Source organism: Jannaschia sp. R86511 (genome assembly GCF_042466345.1).
In the GTDB taxonomy this organism is placed as follows: domain Bacteria; phylum Actinomycetota; class Actinomycetes; order Actinomycetales; family JBBAYJ01; genus Aquipuribacter.
On record NZ_JAXHCD010000001.1, the window covers coordinates 2,572,781 to 2,590,853 of the forward strand.

Consider the following 18,073-nt stretch of genomic DNA (forward strand, 5'->3'; position numbering starts at 1 on the left):
GGCCCGGCACCCACCTACCGACCGGCCCTGGATCAGTCCAGGGCGTGACGCCGCCACCGGCGGGCGCAGGCCTCCAGGTCCTCGGCGGTCTGCACCAGGGCCGAGGCGGAGCGGGTCAGCCGCGTGGCGTCGAGCTCGGCGTCCAGCCGGTCGATCTCGTCCACCGGGGCCTCGACGGCCGTCGCGGTCGTGCCCGCGCCGTCGGCCAGCACGGCCCGGCCCACGGAGCAGACCCGGGCGAAGGCCGCCGCCCGCTCGAACGTCACGTCCAGGTCGCCGTCGCCGACCCCCCGCAGCACGGCGTCGACCATGGCCGAGACCTCGTCGGGCCCCGGCGGCTGGGCCACCCCGGCCACGACCTCGGCCACCGGCAGCCGGGTCCGGCCGGCGTCGAACTCGCGGGCCGCCTGGGACGGCGCCTGCCGTACCCCGGCCCGCAGGGCCACCAGCCGCCACAGGGCGCCGGGCAGGCTCACGGCCGAGGCCACGGCCCACAGCCGGGCCGCGGCGTCCAGGCCCTCGTCGGTGTCGACGGCCGCGACCATCCGCTCGCCCGCCGCGGGGTCGGACCCGTCCCGCAGCCGCGCCACGACCGCCTGGGCGCTCATGTGGGCCGCCTCCAGCCGCTCGGCGGGGTCCCGGTCGGGCATGGCGTTGGCCGCGGCCAGCGACAGCGACGCCGGCCGCCGGTGCTGGCTCACGAGGACCCCACCCGGGTGCGCCCGCCCAGCAGCTGGCGCGCCGCGGCGGCGACCACGTCGGCCGCCTGGGCCAGCCGGGTCCGCCCGTCCGGGGCGTGCGCGGTGGCGCTCAGGTACCCGCCGCGCCCGATGTGCGTGGCCCAGTCGTGCCGACGGACGACCACGGTGCCGGCGCGCTTGGCGCGGCTCCACGCCCCCACGCCCAGCGCGGTCCAGCGGGAGGGGAAGAGCAGGACGGGCAGCAGCTCGGCCGGGTCGCCCCACGACACCACGGCGTGCACCCGGCGGACCCCGCCGAGGTCGGCCGAGCCGTCGGCGAACGCGCCGAACGTCACGACGTCGACCGGCGCCCCGCCCAGGGAGCGGGCGACCTCGGAGGCGACCCGCAGGCCGGTCTGCGCGCCCCCGCTCAGCCCGACCAGGACCACGGGCACCCCGCTGCCGACCCGGTACCCCGCGGCGACCAGGTGCGCCACCACCTGCGTGGTGTGTTCCTCGGCCAGCCGGTCCCGGTACCGCGGGTCGACCGCGACCACGGCCTCCCAGACGCCCCGGGCCACGGTCCAGGCCGGGTCGGCCCGGTGCAGGGCCCGCCACAGCCGCCCCGTCACGGGACGCAGCCACGCGGGCTCCTGGGTGACGTCGTTGGGCATCAGCGACATGACGACGGTCCAGCGGGGCAGGCGCTCGGCCACGGCCCCGGCCATCGCCCGGCCCAGCGGGGTGGTGCGGCGCTCGCACCGGCCCACCCCGTCCAGGTAGACGACGTAGCCGTCGGGCCCGGCGCCGGTGTCACCCACGTCGGGGCCGACGACGTTGAGCCGGCTGGCGGGCGGCGCGGCGGCGGGGCGCGGCGGCGTCGGCAGCGCCGCGTCGAGCAGCCGCTCGACGGCGGTGCTGACCAGCCCGTGGACCAGCCCGAACGCCGCGACCCCGACCCCGGTGCGCACCGCCGCGGTGCGCACGGCGGCGCGGCCGGCGCCCGGGCTGCCCTCCCGGGCGCAGCGCCACGCGACCGAGGCCTCGAGGTAGGCGCCCAACGCGGGGCCGAGCAGCGGCAGCGGGACCAGGCCGGCGGCCGTCGCCGGGGCCACGGCCCGGGCCGTCCGCGCGGCCGGCACCCCGGTCAGGGCCGTCAGCACCGACCCGGCGGTCGCGGTGGCGAGCAGGCCGCCGGCGACCGACCCGGCCACGGCCAGCGCCGTGCGCGACGGGTCCACGGCGGGGGAGCGGAACGGCATGCCGGTCCGGCGCAGCACCTGCTGCCAGTCCACCGTGCCCAGGCCGTAGCCGAGCAGGGGCAGCAGCAGCGCCGCCGGGGGCCGGCGGGTCTGGTCGACGGGGTCGTGGTGGTCCTGGGTCGGGTGGGTCATCGGGGCACCTCCGCTCGGGCGTGCGAGCGAGTATCGCCCCAGCGGGGTCAGAACCGGAAAGGCTTGGGCGGCGCGTTGAGGGCGGCCCGCGGGCACTCCGCCAGCGTGAGGCCGCCGTAGCCCAGCGCCTCGTCGCTCAGCAGCTCGACCGACCAGCCGTTGCTCTGGCCGAACCGGGTGATCGTGACCCGGTACAGCGTGATCTCGTACTTGGTCGGTGTGCCGTAGGCGACCTGGATGTTGCCGATCAGCTCGGCGCCGGTCGAGGCCGGGGTGCCGTTCCAGGGCCGGTCGTAGCGCGACCACATGGTGGTGGTCGAGTGCCAGACCCCGCCGCTGGAGACGTCGCCGAGGCTCAGCTCGACGAGGATGGCCCGGGCCGCGCCCTCGGGGACGATGGCGGCGGGACGGATCACCTCGGTGATGACGCCCTCGTCGTAGGCCTGTGCCGCGAGCAGGTCGGCGCCGTCCATGCCTGTTCCTCCGTGGTCGTCCGGGCTGGTGGGTCCTCCCCGGTCCTGGGTCTGATCGGCAGGAGCGCCGCCGGACTTGACCTGCCCCGGGGAGAGACACGTCACAGCGGCGGCGCCGACCCGCAGCGGGCGGGGGTGGCCCCGGGCGACCGGGTAGGCCACACTGGTCCCCGTCAGGGCACCTGCTCCGCTCGAGGCCGTTGGGGAAGACGACCCTCGGATGTGGAGGAGAGACCATGGCAGTCGTCACTCGCGGTGTGCTGTACGTGCACTCCGCTGCACGCGCTCTGTGCCCGCACGTCGAATGGGCCGCCGGGCGCGCCCTGGGCGTGCGCGTGGACCTTCAGTGGACGCCCCAGCCGCTCGGCCCGGGGCTGTTCCGCACCGACCTGTCGTGGCAGGGGGAGCAGGGCACGGGCGCCCGGTTGGCCAGCGCCCTGCGGGGCTGGGCCGACCTGCGCTACGAGGTCACCGAGGAGCCGAGCCGCGGCAGCGACGGCGCCCGGTTCAGCCACGTGCCGGACCTGGGCCTGTTCCACGCGGTCGTCGACGTGCACGGCAACACCGTGGTCCCCGAGGACCGGGTCCGGGCCGCGCTGGCCGAGACCGACCCCGTCGAGGTCCGGCACCGGCTGTCCCTGGCGCTGGGCGAGGCCTGGGACCGTGAGCTCGAGCCCTTCCGCCACGCCGGCGACGACGCGCAGGTCCGCTGGCTGCACCGGGTCGGCTGAGGGGCGTCTGCCCGCGGCCGGGCCTGCCCCGGCCCCCGGTCCCGACGGCTCGTCCCGAGCCGGTCAGCGCCGCAGCGCGCGGACGGCCAGGAAGCTGATCGGGGCCAGGGTCAGGTGGCAGCCGGCCAGCGTCAGGGTGCTGACGGTGTCCAGGTCTGCGGGGACCGTCATGACGACGATCGTCACCACGGCCAGGAGCGGGGCCACGACCGCGGCCGTCGTGGTCACCCAGCGGTGCCGGGCCAGCAGGGCGACCACCACGAGCCCCACCCCGAGCGGGACGGCCGAGAACCCGGCGACCGTGACGGCACCGACCTCCGTCAGCTGCTCGGCCGCGGTGAACTCGAAGCTGCCGCCCGCGGCGCGCCCGACCGCGTACAGGACCAGGTTGGCCACGACGGCGACCGCGACGGCGGCAGCGACCACGACCGGGCGGGAGAGGCGGTGCGCGCTGACGTCGGTCCGGACGTCCTTGTGGTCAACCATGCGGTTGAGCATGACCCTCCCGCGGGCGGGGGTCAACCGGTCCGACCGGTCGTCTCCCGATCCGCGTCGGCACGACGCCGCGACCCGGACCGCCTAGCCTGCCGACATGCTCGGATCCCTCGTCACGACCCCGGCCGTCGACCGCCCGGAGCTGCTCGCGACCCCGGTGGCGGCCGCGGTGGCAGGGCTGCCGCGCGAGCAGGTGCTGGTGGCCGAGATCGACGCCGACCTGGCCGACACCGCGGCCTTCTGCGAGCACTACGGCGTCACCCTGGAGCAGTCGGCCAACTGCGTGGTGGTCGCCGGGCGCCGGGGCGACGTGACGACGCTCGCGGCGTGCGTGGTGCTGGCCACCACCCGCTGCGACGTCAACGGCGTGGTCCGCAGGCGTCTGGACGCCCGCAAGGCGTCGTTCGCGCCGACCGACGTGGCCACCGAGGCGACCGGGATGGCCTACGGCGGCATCACGCCGGTGGGCCTGCCGGCGGACTGGCCGGTCCTGCTCGTCGACGCGGCCGTGGTGGCACAGCCCTGGGTCGTGGTCGGCTCCGGGGTCCGGCACTCCAAGCTCGTCCTGCCCGGCGCCCTGCTGGCCCGGCTGCCGGGGGCGGAGGTCGTCGAGGGCCTGGCCGGCTGACCGTGCCCGTGACGGCCTAGGCCTGCGAGGCCAGCCACCGCTCGCGCGGCAGGCGGTAGAGCACGTGGGGTCGCACCGGGTGGCCCTCGGGGACCGCCGGGTGCTCGAAGTCGCCCTCGGGCTCGCGCAGCAGCCCGATCCGCTCCATCACCCGCCAGGACCGCTCGTTGCCGACGGCCGTGAACGACACGATCTCCGCGAGCCCGGCGTCCTCGAAGCCGAACCGCAGGGCCTCCCGGGCCGCCTCGCTGGCGAAGCCGTGGCCCCAGTGCGCGCGGGCCAGCCGCCAGCCGACCTCGACGGCCGGCGTGAACGGCGCGTCGAACTCGGCCGGCCACAGCCCGGTGTAGCCGATGAACTCCCCGGTGTCCTGCCGCTCCAGCGCCCACAGGCCCCAGCCGCGCTCGGCCCAGCGATGCAGGATGCGGTCGACGAACGCGTCGGACCGGGCCCGGTCGTGGACCTCGACGAAGTGCTCCATCACGACCGGGTCCGTGTTCAGCGCGAGGAACGGCTCCCGGTCGGCGTCGGTGAACGCCCGCATCACCAGCCGCTCCGTCCGCAGCACGGGGACCAGGGGCTGCGACGGCACGGACATCCGGCGAGGGTAGCCCCGCCGTCGGTCCCGTCCGGCCCTACAGCGGGATGTTGCCGTGCAGGCCGCGCGTCGCTGGGGCGGCCGCCACGGCGCCGGCGAGCGCCGAGCGGGTCCGGGCCGTGGCGATGACCTCGTCCACGACGCCGATCTCCATGGCCCGGGGGATGCCGCCGGCCAGCCGCTCGTGCTCCGCGGCCAGCTCGGCCTCGACCTGCGCGCGCGACTCGTCCGGCACCTCGGCCAGCCGCCGACGGTGCAGGATGCGGACCGCGGCGACGGCGCCCATGACCGCCACCTCGCCGGTGGGCCAGGCGAAGACCCGCGTGGCGCCCAGCGACCGCGAGTTCATGGCGATGTAGGCCCCGCCGTAGGCCTTGCGGATCACCAGCGTGACCCGCGGGACGGTGGCCTCGGCGAACGCGTGCAGCAGCTTGGCGCCGCGGCGCACGACGCCGTCCCACTCCTGGCCGACGCCCGGCAGGTAGCCCGGGACGTCCACCAGCACCAGCAGCGGGATGCCGAACGCGTCGCACATCCGCACGAAGCGCGCGGCCTTCTCGGCCGAGCTGGAGTCCAGGCAGCCGCCGAGCCGCATCGGGTTGTTGGCGATGACGCCGACCGTGCCGCCGCCCAGTCGGCCGAGGGTGGTGATGACGTTGGGCGCCCAGCGCGCGTGCAGCTCCAGCTGCTCGTGGTCCTCGTCGAGCAGGTCGGCGACGACGGGGTGCATGTCGTAGGCCCGCTTGGGGTTCTCCGGCAGGTGCCGGCCCAGGTCGCGGTCGGCGACGCCGTCGGGGCCCACCCGGCCGGGGGCGCCGAGCAGGGTCACGAGCTCGCGCCCGCGCAGGTAGGCGTCCTCGGTGGTCTCGGTGGTGACGTGGACGACGCCGGAGCGGCGCCCGTGCGGCTCGGGCCCGCCCAGGCGCAGCGCGTCGACCTTCTCGCCCGTCACGCTGCGGACGACGTCCGGGCCGGTGACGAACACGCGGCCGTCGGGGCCGAGCACCACGACGTCGGTCAGGGCCGGGCCGTAGGCGGCGCCGCCGGCGGCCGCGCCGATGACCACGCTGATCTGGGGGATCTTCCCCGAGGCGCGCGTCATGATCGCGAAGACCTCGCCGACTGCGTGCAGGCTGACCACGCCCTCGGCCAGGCGGGCGCCGCCGGAGTGCCACAGGCCCACGACGGGGACCTGGTCGGCCAGCGCGCGCTCGTAGGCGAGCAGGACGACCTTGCAGCCGGCCTCGCCCATCGCCCCGCCCATGGTGCGGGCGTCGGAGACGAAGACGACGGCGGGCGTGCCGTCGACGCGGACGGTGGCCGCGACCATGCCGGAATCGTCGGGCGGGGTGAGCAGCTCGACGCTGTCGGGGTCGGCGAAGGCCTGCAGCCGCAGCATCGGGTCTCGCGGGTCGACCTCGACGGTCAGGTCGCCCGTGCTGGTGGTGGCCGTCATGAGTGGCTCCGGAAGGTCAGGGCGACGTTGTGGCCGCCGAAGCCGAAGGAGTTGTTGAGGGCGACGACGGGTCGGGTGCCGTCACCGATGGTGGCCGCGGTGTCCCGGACCACCTGGAGGTCGACCTCGGGGTCGATCTCGGTGATGTTGATGCTGGGCGGGGCCAGCCGGTCGCGGACGGCGCAGATGCTGAACACGGCCTCGACCGCCCCGGCGGCGCCGAGCAGGTGGCCCGTCATGGACTTGGTCGCCGAGACCAGGATGTCGTCGGCGGCCGAGCCGAGGGCGCGCCGGATGGCCTTGGCCTCGGCCTTGTCGCCCACCGGGGTCGACGTGGCGTGGGCGTTGATGTGGTCGATGTCGCCGGGCTCCAGGCCGGACACCCGCAGGGCCTGCTCCACGGCCCGGGCGGCGCCCATGCCCTCGGGCTCGGGGGCGGCGATGTGGTGGGCGTCGGAGCTCATGCCGGCGCCGAGCACCTCGGCGTGGATCCGGGCGCCGCGCGCCTGCGCGTGCTCCAGGGACTCCAGCACCACGACCCCGGCGCCCTCGCCGAGCACGAAGCCGTCGCGGCCGACGTCGTAGGGCCGCGAGGCGGTGGCCGGGTCGTCGTTACGGGTCGACAGCGCCTGCATGGCGGCGAACGCAGCCACGGGCAGCGGGTGCACGACGGCCTCGGTGCCGCCGGCGACGACGATGTCGGCGCGGCCCAGGCGGATCATGTCGATGGCCATCGCGATGGCCTCGGCGCCCGACGCGCAGGCGCTGACCGGGGTGTGGGCGCCGGCGCGGGCCCCCACCTCGAGGCTGACGGTGGCGGCCGGGGCGTTCGGCATGAGCATCGGGATCGACAGCGGGAACACCTTGCGGGGACCGGAGGCCTTCATGGCGTCCCAGTTGTCCAGCAGGGTCCACAGCCCGCCGATGCCGCTGGCCAGGCACACGCCCAGGCGCGTCGGCTCCGGCTCGGGCGACCCGGCGTCGGCCCAGGCGTCGCGGGCGGCGATCAGCGCGTACTGCGAGCTCGGGTCGAGCCGGCGCAGCTGCACCTTGGTCAGCACGTCGGCGGCGGGGACGCTGAGCTGCGCGCCGAAGCGCACGGGCAGCTCGAAGTCGTCCACCCACGGCCCGTGCCAGGGGGCGGCACCGGAGGTGCCCTTGAGGGCGGCCTGCCAGGTGGCGGCCGCGTCCCCGCCGATGGGTGTGGTGGCGCCGAGGCCGGTGACGACGACGGTGGTGCTCATTGGCTCTCCCGGATCTCGTGCGGGGGCACCCGCGGGGTGGGGGGTGGCGCTGCGGGGCGGGCCCGACGCGGGTGGCGTCGTCGCCGGCTCCTGGGTGGGGCTGGTGGTGCGAGGGGGTGCCGGCCGGGCGCCTGGTGGGCGCCCGGCCGTCCCTCAGCCCTGGGCCTGGGCGATGTAGCTGACGGCGTCGCGCACGGTGGCGAGGTTCTTGACGTCCTCGTCGGGGATGCGGATGCCGAACTTCTCCTCGGCGTTCACGACGATCGTCATCATCGACAGCGAGTCGATGTCGAGGTCGTCGGTGAACGACTTGTCCATCTCGACGGCGTCGGCCGGCAGGCCGGTCTCCTCGTTGACGATCTCGGCGAGGCCGCTCAGGATCTCCTGCTCGCTTGCCATGGTGGTGCTCCTCTGCTGCTTCGTGGGTGGTGCGGGTCGGGTCTGGCGGGTCGTGCGTTCGGTGCCGGGCTGCTCAGGGCAGCTCGACGACCTGTGCGGCGTAGACGAGGCCTGCGCCGAAACCGATGAGCAGCGCGAGGCCGCCGTGGGGCGCGGTGCCGTCGCTCAGCATCCGCTCCATGGCCAGCGGCACCGAGGCCGCCGACGTGTTGCCCATGTGCTCGATGTCCCGGGCCACGGGCAGGTCCGGGGGCAGGCCGAGCTGCTTGACCATCGCGTCGATGATCCGCACGTTGGCCTGGTGGGGGATGAACGCGGCCAGGTCGGAGGCCCGGACCCCGGCGGCGTCCATGGCCTTCTGCGCCACGGGCGCCATCTGCCACACCGCCCAGCGGAACACCGTCTGCCCGGCCATGGCCAGCGACGGCCAGTCCCCGGAGATGGTGCGGCCGTCCTCGCTGCGCATCGCCGTCCACGGCTCGGTCTGGCTGATGACGTCGGCCTGGGCGCCGTCGCTGCCCCACAGGGTCGGGCCGATGCCCGGGCGGTCGGACGGGCCGACGACCACCGCGCCGGCGCCGTCGCCGAACAGGAACGCGGTCTTGCGGTCGCGCAGGTCGGTGAAGTCGGACAGCTTCTCGACGCCGACGACCAGCACGTGGCGGGCGGAGCCGGCGCGCACCATGTCCGAGGCGAGCCCGACGCCGTGGCAGAACCCGGCGCAGGCGGCCGACAGGTCGAACGCCGCGGCCGGGGTGGCCCCCAGCCGCTCGGCGAGGACCGCCGCGGCCGACGGCGTCTGCAGGTACCAGGTGACGGTGGACACCACGACGGCGTCGATGTCGGACGGGCTGACGCCGGCCATGGCGAGCGCGTCCTGGCAGGCGGGCAGAGCCAGGTCGACCACGGTCTGCTCGGGCCGGGCGAAGCGGCGGGTCGCGATGCCGCTGCGCTCCCGGATCCACTGGTCGGAGGAGTCGATCCAGGTGCAGACCTCGTCGTTGGTCACGACGCGCTCGGGCCGCATGGCGCCGACCCCCATGATGCGGGTGTGCGCGGCCCCGGTGGACTGCGTGATGGTCGCTGCGGTCATGGGCGGCCTCCTGCGGCCTGCGGGCTGGTCGGGTGCAGCCGGACCAGGGGCTGGCCGGGGGAGACGGGGTCGCCGTCGTGGACGATCCACTCCACGACGGTGCCGCCGTGGGGGGCCGTGACGTCGTAGGAGTCGCGCAGGCCCTCGACCCGGGCGACGACGTCCCCCGGCTCCACGTGGGCGCCCTCGGGCAGCGCGCCCATGCTGACGACGCCCTTGGCGGGGGCCACGACCAGGCGCCAGGTCGGGTTGAGCGCCACCGGGCTCGCCTGGCCGTGCTCGCGCACCAGCGCCCGGGCGGCGGGCAGGTCGTCCGGCGTCCGCAGCGCCACCACGTCGACGCCCTTGAGCGCCCGCTTGGCCAGGTTGGCCAGGGTGCCGGCGGGCGGGATCTCGACGATGCCGGTGACCCCGAGGTCGCGGAAGGTCTCCATGCACAGGTCCCAGCGCACCGGGCGGGCCACCTGCGACACGAGCCGGCCCAGCACCTCGCGGCCGTCGTGCACGACCGTGCCGTCGGCGTTGGACACCAGCCGGCTGCGCGGGTCGTGGGTGGTGATGGCGCGGGCGTGGCGGGCGAGCACGTCGACGGCCGGGGCCATGTGCTCGGTGTGGAACGCCCCGGCGACCTGGAGCGGGATGACCCGGGCCTTGGCGGGCGGGTCGGCGGTGAGGGCGGCCAGCTGCTCCATCGTGCCGGCGGCCACGACCTGCCCGGCGCCGTTGTTGTTGGCGGCGGTGAGGCCGTGGCGGGCCAGGACCTGCTCGACCTCGGCCGGGTCGCCCCCGACCACGGCGCTCATGCCCGTCGGGGTGACGGCGCTGGCCCGGGCCATGGCGTTGCCGCGCTCGCGCACGAACACCATGGCCTGCTCGGCCGTCATGACCCCGGCGGCGGAGGCCGCGGTGATCTCGCCGACGGAGTGCCCGGCGCCGGCGGCGGTCAGCCGGAACGCGTCGGAGGGGTGCGGGAACAGCTCCAGCAGCGACACCAGCCCGGCGCCGACGATGAGCGGCTGCGCGACGGCGGTGTCGCGGATGGTGTCGGCGTCCGATGTCGTGCCGTGCGCCACCAGGTCGACGGCGGCCACGGCCGACAGCCACGACAGCCGCTCCTCGAACCCCGGCAGCTCGAGCCACGGGGCGAGGAATCCGGGGGACTGGGACCCCTGGCCGGGGCAGACGACGATCAGCACGGGCCCCACACTGGACCAGTCCGGGCGTCGGACGCGGCTCCGTCCGGTACGAGGTTTGCCGTGTCGTCTTGTAGGAGTCCTACAACCGGGGTCCGCGCGGTGACTCGGCCAGGCGACCCAGCGCCAGGCCCAGCTGCAGGGTCCAGCGCTCCCGCGGGTCGGTGGCCAGCAGGCCGGTCAGCTGCTCGACCCGGTTGAGCCGGTAGCGGACCGTGTTGGCGTGCACGAACAGCAGCCGGGCGGCCGCCTCCAGCGCCCCGCCGGTGTCCACGTAGGCCTGCACGGTGTCGAGCAGGTCGTTGCCGGCCGCGAGCAGGGGGGTGTGCACGAGGTCCACCAGGGCGCGTCGCGCCGTGACGTCGCCGGACAGCACCCGTTCGGGCAGCAGGGCCGTGGCCAGCACCGGACGCGGGGCGCCGGGCCAGGCCCGGGCCGCGGTCGCCCCGGCCAGGGCGGCCCGGGCCGAGCGGGGCGCGGACGGCAGGCCGGTCCGGGTCGGACCGACCACGACGGGCCCGTCGCCGACGAGGTCGAGCATGTCGGTGACCACGGCGACGGCCTCCGCGGCGCCGCCCAGCACCAGCACGAGGCGGTCGTTCTGATGCCCGACGAGCAGCTCGACCCGGTGGGCCCGGGCGACCCGGCGCAGCGCCTGGGGCTCGGTCGTGCTGTCGCCCGTGGCCACCACCACGGTGGTCGGGGTGTCCAGCGGCCAGGACAGGGCCGAGGCCTGCGAGGCGAGCGCGTCCTCGGAGTCGCCGCGCACCAGCGAGTCGACCACGAGGGCCTCCAGCCGGGCGTCCCAGGCGCCGCGGGTCTCGGCCGCCCGGGCGTAGACCTCGGCCGCGGCGAAGGCGACCTCGCGGGCGTAGCGCAGCAGCAGCAGCCGGGCGCTGGGCAGGTCCGCCTCGGGCAGCGTGTCCTCCAGCAGCCGCTCGGAGGTGTCGATGGCGGTCCGGACCAGGGTGACCGTCTGGTGCAGGCTGATCAGCCGGGTCAGGTCGCGGGGGGCGGCGCCGAACAGGTCCACGCTGCGGACGCTGGGGCCCACCGGGGCGCCCGCCCGGCACCAGCGCACGAACCCCGACACGCCGGTCTGGGCCACCAGCCCGACGGACGAGCGGGCCTCGGGCGGCAGCCCGGGGAACCAGTCCAGCTCCTCGTCCATCCGGGCCAGCGCCCGGGACGAGATCGTCGCGCTGGCCCACTCCAGCGCCCGCAGCGAGTCCTCCGACAACGCCGTCGTGACGGTGGCGTCGCTGCTCATGGGCCAACGGTAGTCGCCGGCGCCGCGCCCGCCGCCGGGGCCGCCCGACCGGCCGCGCGGAGTCCCGCGTCGCCGGGTCCGGCCGCGAGCGGGGGCCGCGTGCCGGGGCCTTCGTTACTGTGGCCGGGAACCGAGGGGAGGCACCGTGCCTGGGATCAGAACGTGGCGTGACCGCCTACGACGCAAGGACGACCGGAGCCGGCCCGAGCTGGTGTCGCCGGTGATGCAGCCCGCGGGCGCCCGTGCCGGGGACGGCACCGCCCGGCAGGCCCACGAGCCGGAGCCGGTGTCCAGCGTCCACGAGTCCGTGGACGAGGAGCGGCTGCACGAGCTCCTCCGCGAGGACCCGAACAACGAGGGCCGGTTCAACGAGCTGGCCGGGGTGGTGCGTCGCCGCGCCGCCGAGGGCCACGCGGCCGGGGACCCCGTCCAGGCCCAGGAGAACGCCGTCTGGGCGCTGGCCGAGGAGCTGGCCCACGACCAGCGCGCCTGGTACCCGCTGGTCGAGCTGGCCCGGCTGTCGCTGGCCGACGACCGCGAGGCGGCCCTGCGCCGCCTCGGCATCGCCGCCGAGCGCGACCCGTCCGGCTCGGCGCTGTCCTACGGCCTGGACCTGCTGCGGGAGGCCGGCGACAACGACGGCGCCCTGTCGCTGGGCATGGGCCACTGGCGCCCGACCGATCACCCGCTGGCCGCCGGCCGCGCGATGGTCGCCGCGGCGGTGGACGCCCACCGCCTGGCCGAGGCCCGGCGCCACCTGGACGTCCTGGGCGAGCACCCCGACGCCACCGGCGTGGCGGCCATGCGCCGCGACATGGAGCGCGCCATCTCGCAGGCGGAGCGCGCCCGCCGCCCCTGAGCGACCGCCGTCCCTGAGCCCGCCCGCCGCTGAGCGGGTGGTTGTGGGTGCCGAGGCGCGTGCTGGCTGCCACATCGGCACCGACCGTGTCGTCGTGGTGGCCGGAACGCGTCCCTGGGCGCCGTAGCGGCACTCGCCGTGTCGTTGTGGCGGCCGGAACGCGTCCCTGGGGCCCCTAACGGCTCCGGCAGTGTCGTTGTGGTGGTCGGCGTCCGCCCCACGGCGCCGTCAGGGCCCCAGCAGCACGAACGCGCCCGGCGGTCAGGCCGCCGGGCGCGTTCTGCATTGCTGGGTGCGGTCGGTCAGGCGTCCCCGCCCGCGTTGCCGGTCGTGCCGGCGTTGACGTCGCTGATCGAGTACTTGTCGTAGGCCTGCTTGGCCAGGTCGCGGTCGACGGCGCCGGTCCGGCCGAGCGAGGCCAGGGCCTGCACCGCGACGGACGGACCGTCCACCTTGAAGAACCGGCGGGCCGCGGCGCGGGTGTCGGAGAACCCGAACCCGTCCGTGCCCAGCGAGACGAACCGGCCCTGCTCGCCCGGCACGTACTGGGCGATCTGGTCGGGCACGGCCCGCATGTAGTCCGACACCGCGACGACGGGGCCCTCGGCCTCGCCGAGCTTCTGGGTGACGAACGGCACGCGGCGCTCCTGGTCGGGGGCGTCGAAGGCGTCGCTGTCGGCGGCCATGGCGTCGCGGCGGAGCTCCGCCCACGACGTCACCGACCACACGTCGGCCACCACGCCCCAGTCGTCGGCCAGCAGCTGCTGGGCCTCCAGGGCCCACGGCACGCCGACGCCGGAGGCGAGCAGCTGCACCCGCGGGCCGTCGCCGGAGCCCGGGTGGGCCAGGTACATGCCCTTGATGACGCCCTCGACGTCCAGGCCCTCGGGCTCGGCCGGCTGCACGTAGGGCTCGTTGTACAGGGTGATGTAGTACATGACGTTCTCGCCCGTGCCGTCCGGGCCGCCCTCGCCGTACATGCGCTGCAGGCCGTCGCGGACGATGTGGCCGATCTCGTACACGTACGCCGGGTCGTAGGACACGATCGCCGGGTTGGTGGCCGCCAGCAGCGGGGAGTGCCCGTCGGCGTGCTGCAGCCCCTCGCCGGTCAGCGTGGTCCGCCCGGCCGTGGCCCCCAGGAAGAACCCGCGCGCCATCTGGTCCGCGGCCGCCCACATGGCGTCACCGGTGCGCTGGAAGCCGAACATCGAGTAGAAGATGTAGATCGGCACCATGGGCTCGCCGTGGGTGGAGTACGACGACCCGACCGCGGTGAACGCGGCCACCGAGCCGGCCTCGTTGATGCCGACGTGCAGGATCTGCCCGTCCTTGGCCTCCTTGTAGGACAGCATCAGGTCGCGGTCGACCGACACGTACTTCTGGCCCGACGGGTTGTAGATCTTGGCGGTCGGGAAGAACGAGTCCATGCCGAACGTGCGCGCCTCGTCGGGGATGATCGGCACGACCCGCTTGCCGAACTCCTTGTCGCGCATCAGGTCCCGCAGCACCCGGACGAAGCCCATGGTGGTGGCGACCTGCTGCTTGCCGGAGCCGCGCTTGGCCACGGCGTACGCCTCGTCGCCGGGCAGCGTGATGGCGCCGCGGCTGCCCTTGCGCGAGGGCAGCCCGCCACCCAGGCGGCGGCGACGCTCGCGCAGGTACTCCATGGTCTCGTCGTCGTCGGCGGGCTTGTAGTACGGCGGGTGGTACGGGTCGGCCTCGAGCTGGCTGTCCTCGACGGGGATGCGCAGCCCGTCGCGGAAGTTCTTGAGGTCGTCCAGGGCCAGCTTCTTCATCTGGTGGGTCGCGTTGCGCCCGGCGAAGTTGGTGCCGAGGCCCCAGCCCTTGACCGTCTTGGCCAGGATGACCGTGGGCTGGCCCGTGTGCTCGGTCGCGGCCTTGTAGGCGGCGAACACCTTGCGGTAGTCGTGCCCGCCGCGGCGCAGGTTCCAGATGTCGGCGTCGGACAGCGGCTGGGCCAGCTTCTTGGTCCGCGGGTCGCGGTTGAAGAAGTGCTCGCGGATGAACTCGCCGCTCTCGGCCCGGTAGGTCTGGTAGTCGCCGTCCAGGGTGTCGTTCATGAGCTTGACCAGCGCGCCGTCGCGGTCCGCGGCCAGCAGCGGGTCCCAGTCCCGGCCCCAGACGACCTTGATGACGTTCCAGCCCGCCCCGCGGAAGAACGACTCCAGCTCCTGGATGATCTTGCCGTTGCCCCGGACCGGGCCGTCGAGGCGCTGCAGGTTGCAGTTGATGACGAAGGTCAGGTTGTCGAGGTTCTCGGCCGCCGCGATCTGCAGGGCGCCGCGGCTCTCGGGCTCGTCCATCTCGCCGTCGCCCAGGAACGCCCAGGTGTGCTGCTGCGACGTGTCCTTGATCCCGCGGTTGTGCAGGTACTTGTCGAACTGCGCCTGCCAGATCGCGTTGATCGGGCCCAGGCCCATGGACACGGTCGGGAACTCCCAGAAGTCCGGCATCAGGCGCGGGTGCGGGTAGCTGGACAGCCCGCCCGTGGCCGACGACTTCTCCTGCCGGAAGCCGTCCATCTGCTCCTCGCTGAGGCGGCCCTCCAGGTAGGCCCGGGCGTAGATCCCCGGGCTGGCGTGGCCCTGGACGAAGATGTTGTCGCCGCCGCCCTCGTGGTCGCGGCCCTTCCAGAAGTGGTTGAAGCCCACCTCGTACAGCGTCGCCGACGACGCGTAGGTCGAGATGTGACCGCCCACGCCGATGCCGGGCGCCTGGGCCCGGTGCACCATGACGGCCGCGTTCCAGCGGATCCAGCGGCGGTAGCGGCGCTCGACCTCCTCGTCGCCCGGGAAGAGCGGCTCGGACTCCGGCGGGATGGTGTTGATGTAGTCCGTCGACATCAGGCTGGGTACGCCCAGGTGCTGCTCACGGGCGGACTGCAGCATCTGCAGCATCAGGTAGCGGGCGCGCTGCTTGCCGCCGGCCTCCACGGCCGCGGCGAGCGACTGGCGCCACTCCGCGGTCTCCTCGGGGTCGACGTCCGGCAGCTGGGCGAGCAGGCCGTCCAGCATCGGTGCGTCGTCGGCGTGTGCCACGTGTCCTCCAGCGGGTCCTCGGCAGGTGCGTTGCGTGGGCTGTCCGGGGGTCGCCCGGGTCCTGGGACCATCCTGGCCCCCTGAGGCCGACCGGCCAACACGAGGGTCTCTGCTTGCGCCGGTCGGCAGGGGTGGGGTGGACTGTCGTCCGCGACGTCGTGCACCGACGTCTACCGCAGGCCGAACCGGCCCATGACGAGGGAGCTCACTGCATGTCAGCCACCGCCGACAGACCGGCGGACACCGATCTGGCCCGCCGCTTGGGGATCACCGCGGGGCAGGTCGTCCAGGAGTTCGGGTGGGACGACGACGTCGACGAGGATCTGCGCCTGCAGGTCGAGTCGGTCTCGGGCGAGCCCTTGGAGGACGAGGACTCGATCGAGGTCGCGGACGTCGTCCTGGTCTGGTTCCGCGACGGTGACGGCGACCTCGTCGACACCCTCGTGGACGCCCTGACCAACCTCGGGGAGGGCGGCGCCGTCTGGCTGCTCACCCCCAAGCTCGGCCGGCCCGACCACGTCGAGCCCGGCGACATCGAGGAGGCAGCGCCCACCGCGGGCCTGCACGCCACCAGCAGCATCAGCGCGTGCCCGGACTGGTCCGGCACGCGGCTGGCCAGCCCGAAGGGACGCAAGTGACGGGTACCGGGGCACGGGCAGACATCGGCATCCCCACCGAGGGCGACCTGCCCGAGGTGGGCCGGCCGGCGCCGGAGTTCACGCTGAAGGACCAGCACGGCCAGGAGGTCAGCCTGGCCTCGCTGACCGGCGGGGGACAGGCGGTGCTGCTGGTCTTCTACCCGTTCGCGTTCTCGGGCACCTGCACCGGTGAGCTGTGCGAGATCCGCGACGACCTGTCGAGCTTCGCCAACGACGACGTTCAGGTGGTGGGGGTCTCCTGCGACCCGGGTCACGCGCTGCGGGCCTGGGGGGACGCCGAGGGCTACCGGTTCCCGCTGCTGAGCGACTTCTGGCCGCACGGCGAGACCGCGAAGGCGTACGGGGTGTTCATGCCCGGCCTCGGCTTCGCGGCGCGCGGCTCGTTCCTGGTCGACGCGACCGGCGTGCTGCGCTGGAGCCTGGTCCAGGGACCGGGCGAGGCGCGGGACCCGCAGGCCTACAAGACGGCGCTCGCCGCGCTCTGAGCGTGTCAGTCGCCGACGGGTCCGCGGACCCGTCGGCGGTATCGTTCCCGCGCACAGGGGCCTGTAGCTCAGTTGGTCAGAGCACCGCGCTTACACCGCGGGTGTCGTCGGTTCGAGCCCGGCCGGGCCCACGGCGTCGTCCCGGCGGCAGCTCGACTAGGGTTCTCTGACATGGCCGTCACTCTGCGCGACGTCGTCTCCGCCCTCGACGAGGCCTACCCCCGGCACCTGGCGGAGGACTGGGACGCGGTCGGCCTGGTCTGCGGCGACACCGAGGCGCCCGTGGCCTCGGTCCTGCTGACCGTCGACGTCACCGAGGCCGTGGTCGACGAGGCGCTGGCCGCCGGGGCGGACCTGCTGGTGGCCCACCACCCCCTGCTGCTGCGCGCCGTGCACGGCGTGGGCACCGACACCGTCAAGGGCCGGCTGCTGCACCGCCTGGTCACCGGTGGCTGCGGGCTGTTCACCGCCCACACGAACGCCGACGTCGCGGCGCCGGGGGTGTCGGACGCGCTGGCCCGCACCATCGGGCTGACCGGCCTGGTGCCGCTGGACGCCCGCGACGAGGACCCGGTGGACCAGGTCGTCGTCCAGGTGCCGCCGGCCTCCCGCGAGGCCGTGGTCGACGCCCTCGCCGCGGCCGGGGCCGGCCGGCTGGGCGACTACGCGCGCTGCGCATGGACGGCCACGGGCGTGGGCACCTTCGAGCCGGGTCCGGGCAGCACGCCCACGACGGGACGGGCGGGGGAGCGCAGCAGCGTCGAGGAGGACCAGGTCGCGATGGTCGCGCCGCGCGCGGACCGCGAGCGCGTCCTGGCCGCGCTGCGACGTGCCCACCCCTACGAGGAGCCTGCGTTCCAGGTGCTCGAGCTGGCGTCCTGGTCGGGCCCGCGCGGCCTGGGCCGGGTGGGTCGCCTGCCGCAGCCGATGGGCCTGCAGGCCTTCGCCGAGCACGTCGCCCGGGTGCTGCCGCGCACCAACGCGGGCATCCGGATCGCCGGCCCGGTCCACGCCCAGGTGGAGCGCGTCGCGGTCTGCGGCGGCTCGGGCGACTCGCTCATCGGGGCCGCGCGCGCCGCCGGCGCCGACGTGTTCGTCACCGCGGACCTGCGCCACCACCCCGCCTCCGACTGCCTCGAGGTCGGCGGGCCGTGGCTGGTGGACGTGCCGCACTGGGCCAGCGAGTGGCCCTGGCTCATGGGGGCCCGCGAGCGGATCCTGTCGGCGCTGGACCCGCTGGGCGAGCACCTGGACGTCGTCGTGTCGCGTACCGTGACCGACCCGTGGACCTCGCGCGCCTGAGGCGCCGGGCCACGGTCGCGGCCGGCACGCCACAACAGCAGAAGCGCCAGACCTC

At 75.2% G+C, this 18,073-nt stretch carries 18 protein-coding genes and 1 tRNA gene; 7 read left to right on the top strand and 12 right to left on the bottom strand.

Annotation, left to right across the window (positions count from 1 at the left end; translation table 11 throughout):
- Window positions 1–32 precede the first annotated feature (32 nt).
- From SJY06_RS12100 to SJY06_RS12110, 3 genes are read right to left on the bottom strand one after another with little or no spacing between them, the layout of a single operon-like run.
- On the bottom strand, window positions 33–701 hold the full coding sequence (locus tag SJY06_RS12100) for a hypothetical protein (protein WP_380167784.1): 669 nt from the start codon (window positions 699–701) through the stop codon (window positions 33–35).
- Complete coding sequence (locus SJY06_RS12105) at window positions 698–2,074, bottom strand: hypothetical protein (protein ID WP_380167785.1); 1,377 nt, start codon at window positions 2,072–2,074, stop codon at window positions 698–700. The genes SJY06_RS12100 and SJY06_RS12105 overlap by 4 nt, the downstream gene beginning before the upstream one ends.
- Window positions 2,075–2,121: 47 nt before the next feature.
- Window positions 2,122–2,547 carry a hypothetical protein gene (locus SJY06_RS12110; RefSeq protein WP_380167786.1) on the bottom strand — a complete coding sequence of 142 codons (426 nt, stop codon included), beginning with the start codon at window positions 2,545–2,547 and terminating at the stop codon, window positions 2,122–2,124.
- A gap of 236 nt (window positions 2,548–2,783) precedes the next feature.
- On the opposite strand from SJY06_RS12110, the gene SJY06_RS12115 reads away from it, so the two are divergent.
- A complete protein-coding gene (locus SJY06_RS12115; protein ID WP_380167787.1) occupies window positions 2,784–3,278 on the top strand; it encodes a DUF3145 domain-containing protein in 495 nt (164 codons plus the stop codon).
- Window positions 3,279–3,341: 63 nt separating this feature from the next.
- Here SJY06_RS12115 and SJY06_RS12120 read toward each other — a convergent pair whose 3' ends face one another.
- Window positions 3,342–3,764, bottom strand: a complete 423-nt coding sequence (locus SJY06_RS12120) for a DUF6069 family protein (RefSeq protein WP_380167788.1) — start codon at window positions 3,762–3,764, stop codon at window positions 3,342–3,344.
- A 106-nt stretch (window positions 3,765–3,870) separates the two neighbouring features.
- Here SJY06_RS12120 and SJY06_RS12125 point away from each other — a divergent pair, with 106 nt between their 5' ends.
- Window positions 3,871–4,401: a YbaK/EbsC family protein gene (locus SJY06_RS12125; protein ID WP_380167789.1), complete on the top strand. Its 531-nt coding sequence runs from the start codon at window positions 3,871–3,873 to the stop codon at window positions 4,399–4,401.
- Between the two features lie 16 nt (window positions 4,402–4,417).
- On the opposite strand, the gene SJY06_RS12130 is transcribed toward SJY06_RS12125, so the two are convergent.
- From SJY06_RS12130 to SJY06_RS12160, 7 genes are all read right to left on the bottom strand, one after another.
- Window positions 4,418–4,999: a GNAT family N-acetyltransferase gene (locus SJY06_RS12130; protein ID WP_380167790.1), complete on the bottom strand. Its 582-nt coding sequence runs from the start codon at window positions 4,997–4,999 to the stop codon at window positions 4,418–4,420.
- 37 nt (window positions 5,000–5,036) lie between these two features.
- Window positions 5,037–6,455, bottom strand: coding sequence for an acyl-CoA carboxylase subunit beta (locus SJY06_RS12135; protein ID WP_380167791.1), 1,419 nt, complete (start codon window positions 6,453–6,455; stop codon window positions 5,037–5,039).
- A complete protein-coding gene (fabF, locus tag SJY06_RS12140) occupies window positions 6,452–7,699 on the bottom strand; it encodes a beta-ketoacyl-ACP synthase II (RefSeq protein WP_380167792.1) in 1,248 nt (415 codons plus the stop codon). Before fabF ends, SJY06_RS12135 begins: the two co-directional genes overlap by 4 nt.
- 153 nt (window positions 7,700–7,852) lie before the next feature.
- The gene (locus SJY06_RS12145; RefSeq protein ID WP_380167793.1) at window positions 7,853–8,098 is read right to left on the bottom strand and encodes an acyl carrier protein; all 246 of its coding nucleotides are present in this window, start codon (window positions 8,096–8,098) and stop codon (window positions 7,853–7,855) included.
- Window positions 8,099–8,171: 73 nt separating this feature from the next.
- Window positions 8,172–9,191 carry a beta-ketoacyl-ACP synthase III gene (locus SJY06_RS12150; RefSeq protein ID WP_380167794.1) on the bottom strand — a complete coding sequence of 340 codons (1,020 nt, stop codon included), beginning with the start codon at window positions 9,189–9,191 and terminating at the stop codon, window positions 8,172–8,174.
- On the bottom strand, window positions 9,188–10,387 hold the full coding sequence (locus SJY06_RS12155; protein ID WP_380167795.1) for an acyltransferase domain-containing protein: 1,200 nt from the start codon (window positions 10,385–10,387) through the stop codon (window positions 9,188–9,190). Before SJY06_RS12155 ends, SJY06_RS12150 begins: the two co-directional genes overlap by 4 nt.
- 79 nt (window positions 10,388–10,466) lie before the next feature.
- Window positions 10,467–11,654 (bottom strand): PucR family transcriptional regulator, encoded by a 1,188-nt coding sequence (locus SJY06_RS12160; RefSeq protein ID WP_380167796.1) that lies wholly within the window; start codon window positions 11,652–11,654, stop codon window positions 10,467–10,469.
- A 145-nt stretch (window positions 11,655–11,799) separates the two neighbouring features.
- Here SJY06_RS12160 and SJY06_RS12165 point away from each other — a divergent pair, with 145 nt between their 5' ends.
- Complete coding sequence (locus SJY06_RS12165) at window positions 11,800–12,513, top strand: hypothetical protein (protein WP_380167797.1); 714 nt, start codon at window positions 11,800–11,802, stop codon at window positions 12,511–12,513.
- Window positions 12,514–12,815: 302 nt separating this feature from the next.
- Here the strand turns inward: SJY06_RS12165 and aceE are convergent, their stop codons facing one another.
- Complete coding sequence (gene aceE / locus SJY06_RS12170; RefSeq protein ID WP_380169707.1) at window positions 12,816–15,548, bottom strand: pyruvate dehydrogenase (acetyl-transferring), homodimeric type; 2,733 nt, start codon at window positions 15,546–15,548, stop codon at window positions 12,816–12,818.
- 236 nt (window positions 15,549–15,784) lie between these two features.
- On the opposite strand from aceE, the gene SJY06_RS12175 reads away from it, so the two are divergent.
- From SJY06_RS12175 to SJY06_RS12190, 4 genes are all read left to right on the top strand, one after another.
- Window positions 15,785–16,210: a DUF3052 domain-containing protein gene (locus SJY06_RS12175; protein ID WP_380167798.1), complete on the top strand. Its 426-nt coding sequence runs from the start codon at window positions 15,785–15,787 to the stop codon at window positions 16,208–16,210.
- A complete protein-coding gene (locus SJY06_RS12180) occupies window positions 16,207–16,716 on the top strand; it encodes a peroxiredoxin (protein ID WP_380167799.1) in 510 nt (169 codons plus the stop codon). Before SJY06_RS12175 ends, SJY06_RS12180 begins: the two co-directional genes overlap by 4 nt.
- Before the next feature lie 57 nt (window positions 16,717–16,773).
- Window positions 16,774–16,847 (top strand) — tRNA-Val (locus SJY06_RS12185).
- A 40-nt stretch (window positions 16,848–16,887) separates the two neighbouring features.
- Window positions 16,888–18,018: a Nif3-like dinuclear metal center hexameric protein gene (locus tag SJY06_RS12190; protein WP_380167800.1), complete on the top strand. Its 1,131-nt coding sequence runs from the start codon at window positions 16,888–16,890 to the stop codon at window positions 18,016–18,018.
- Window positions 18,019–18,073 lie beyond the last annotated feature (55 nt).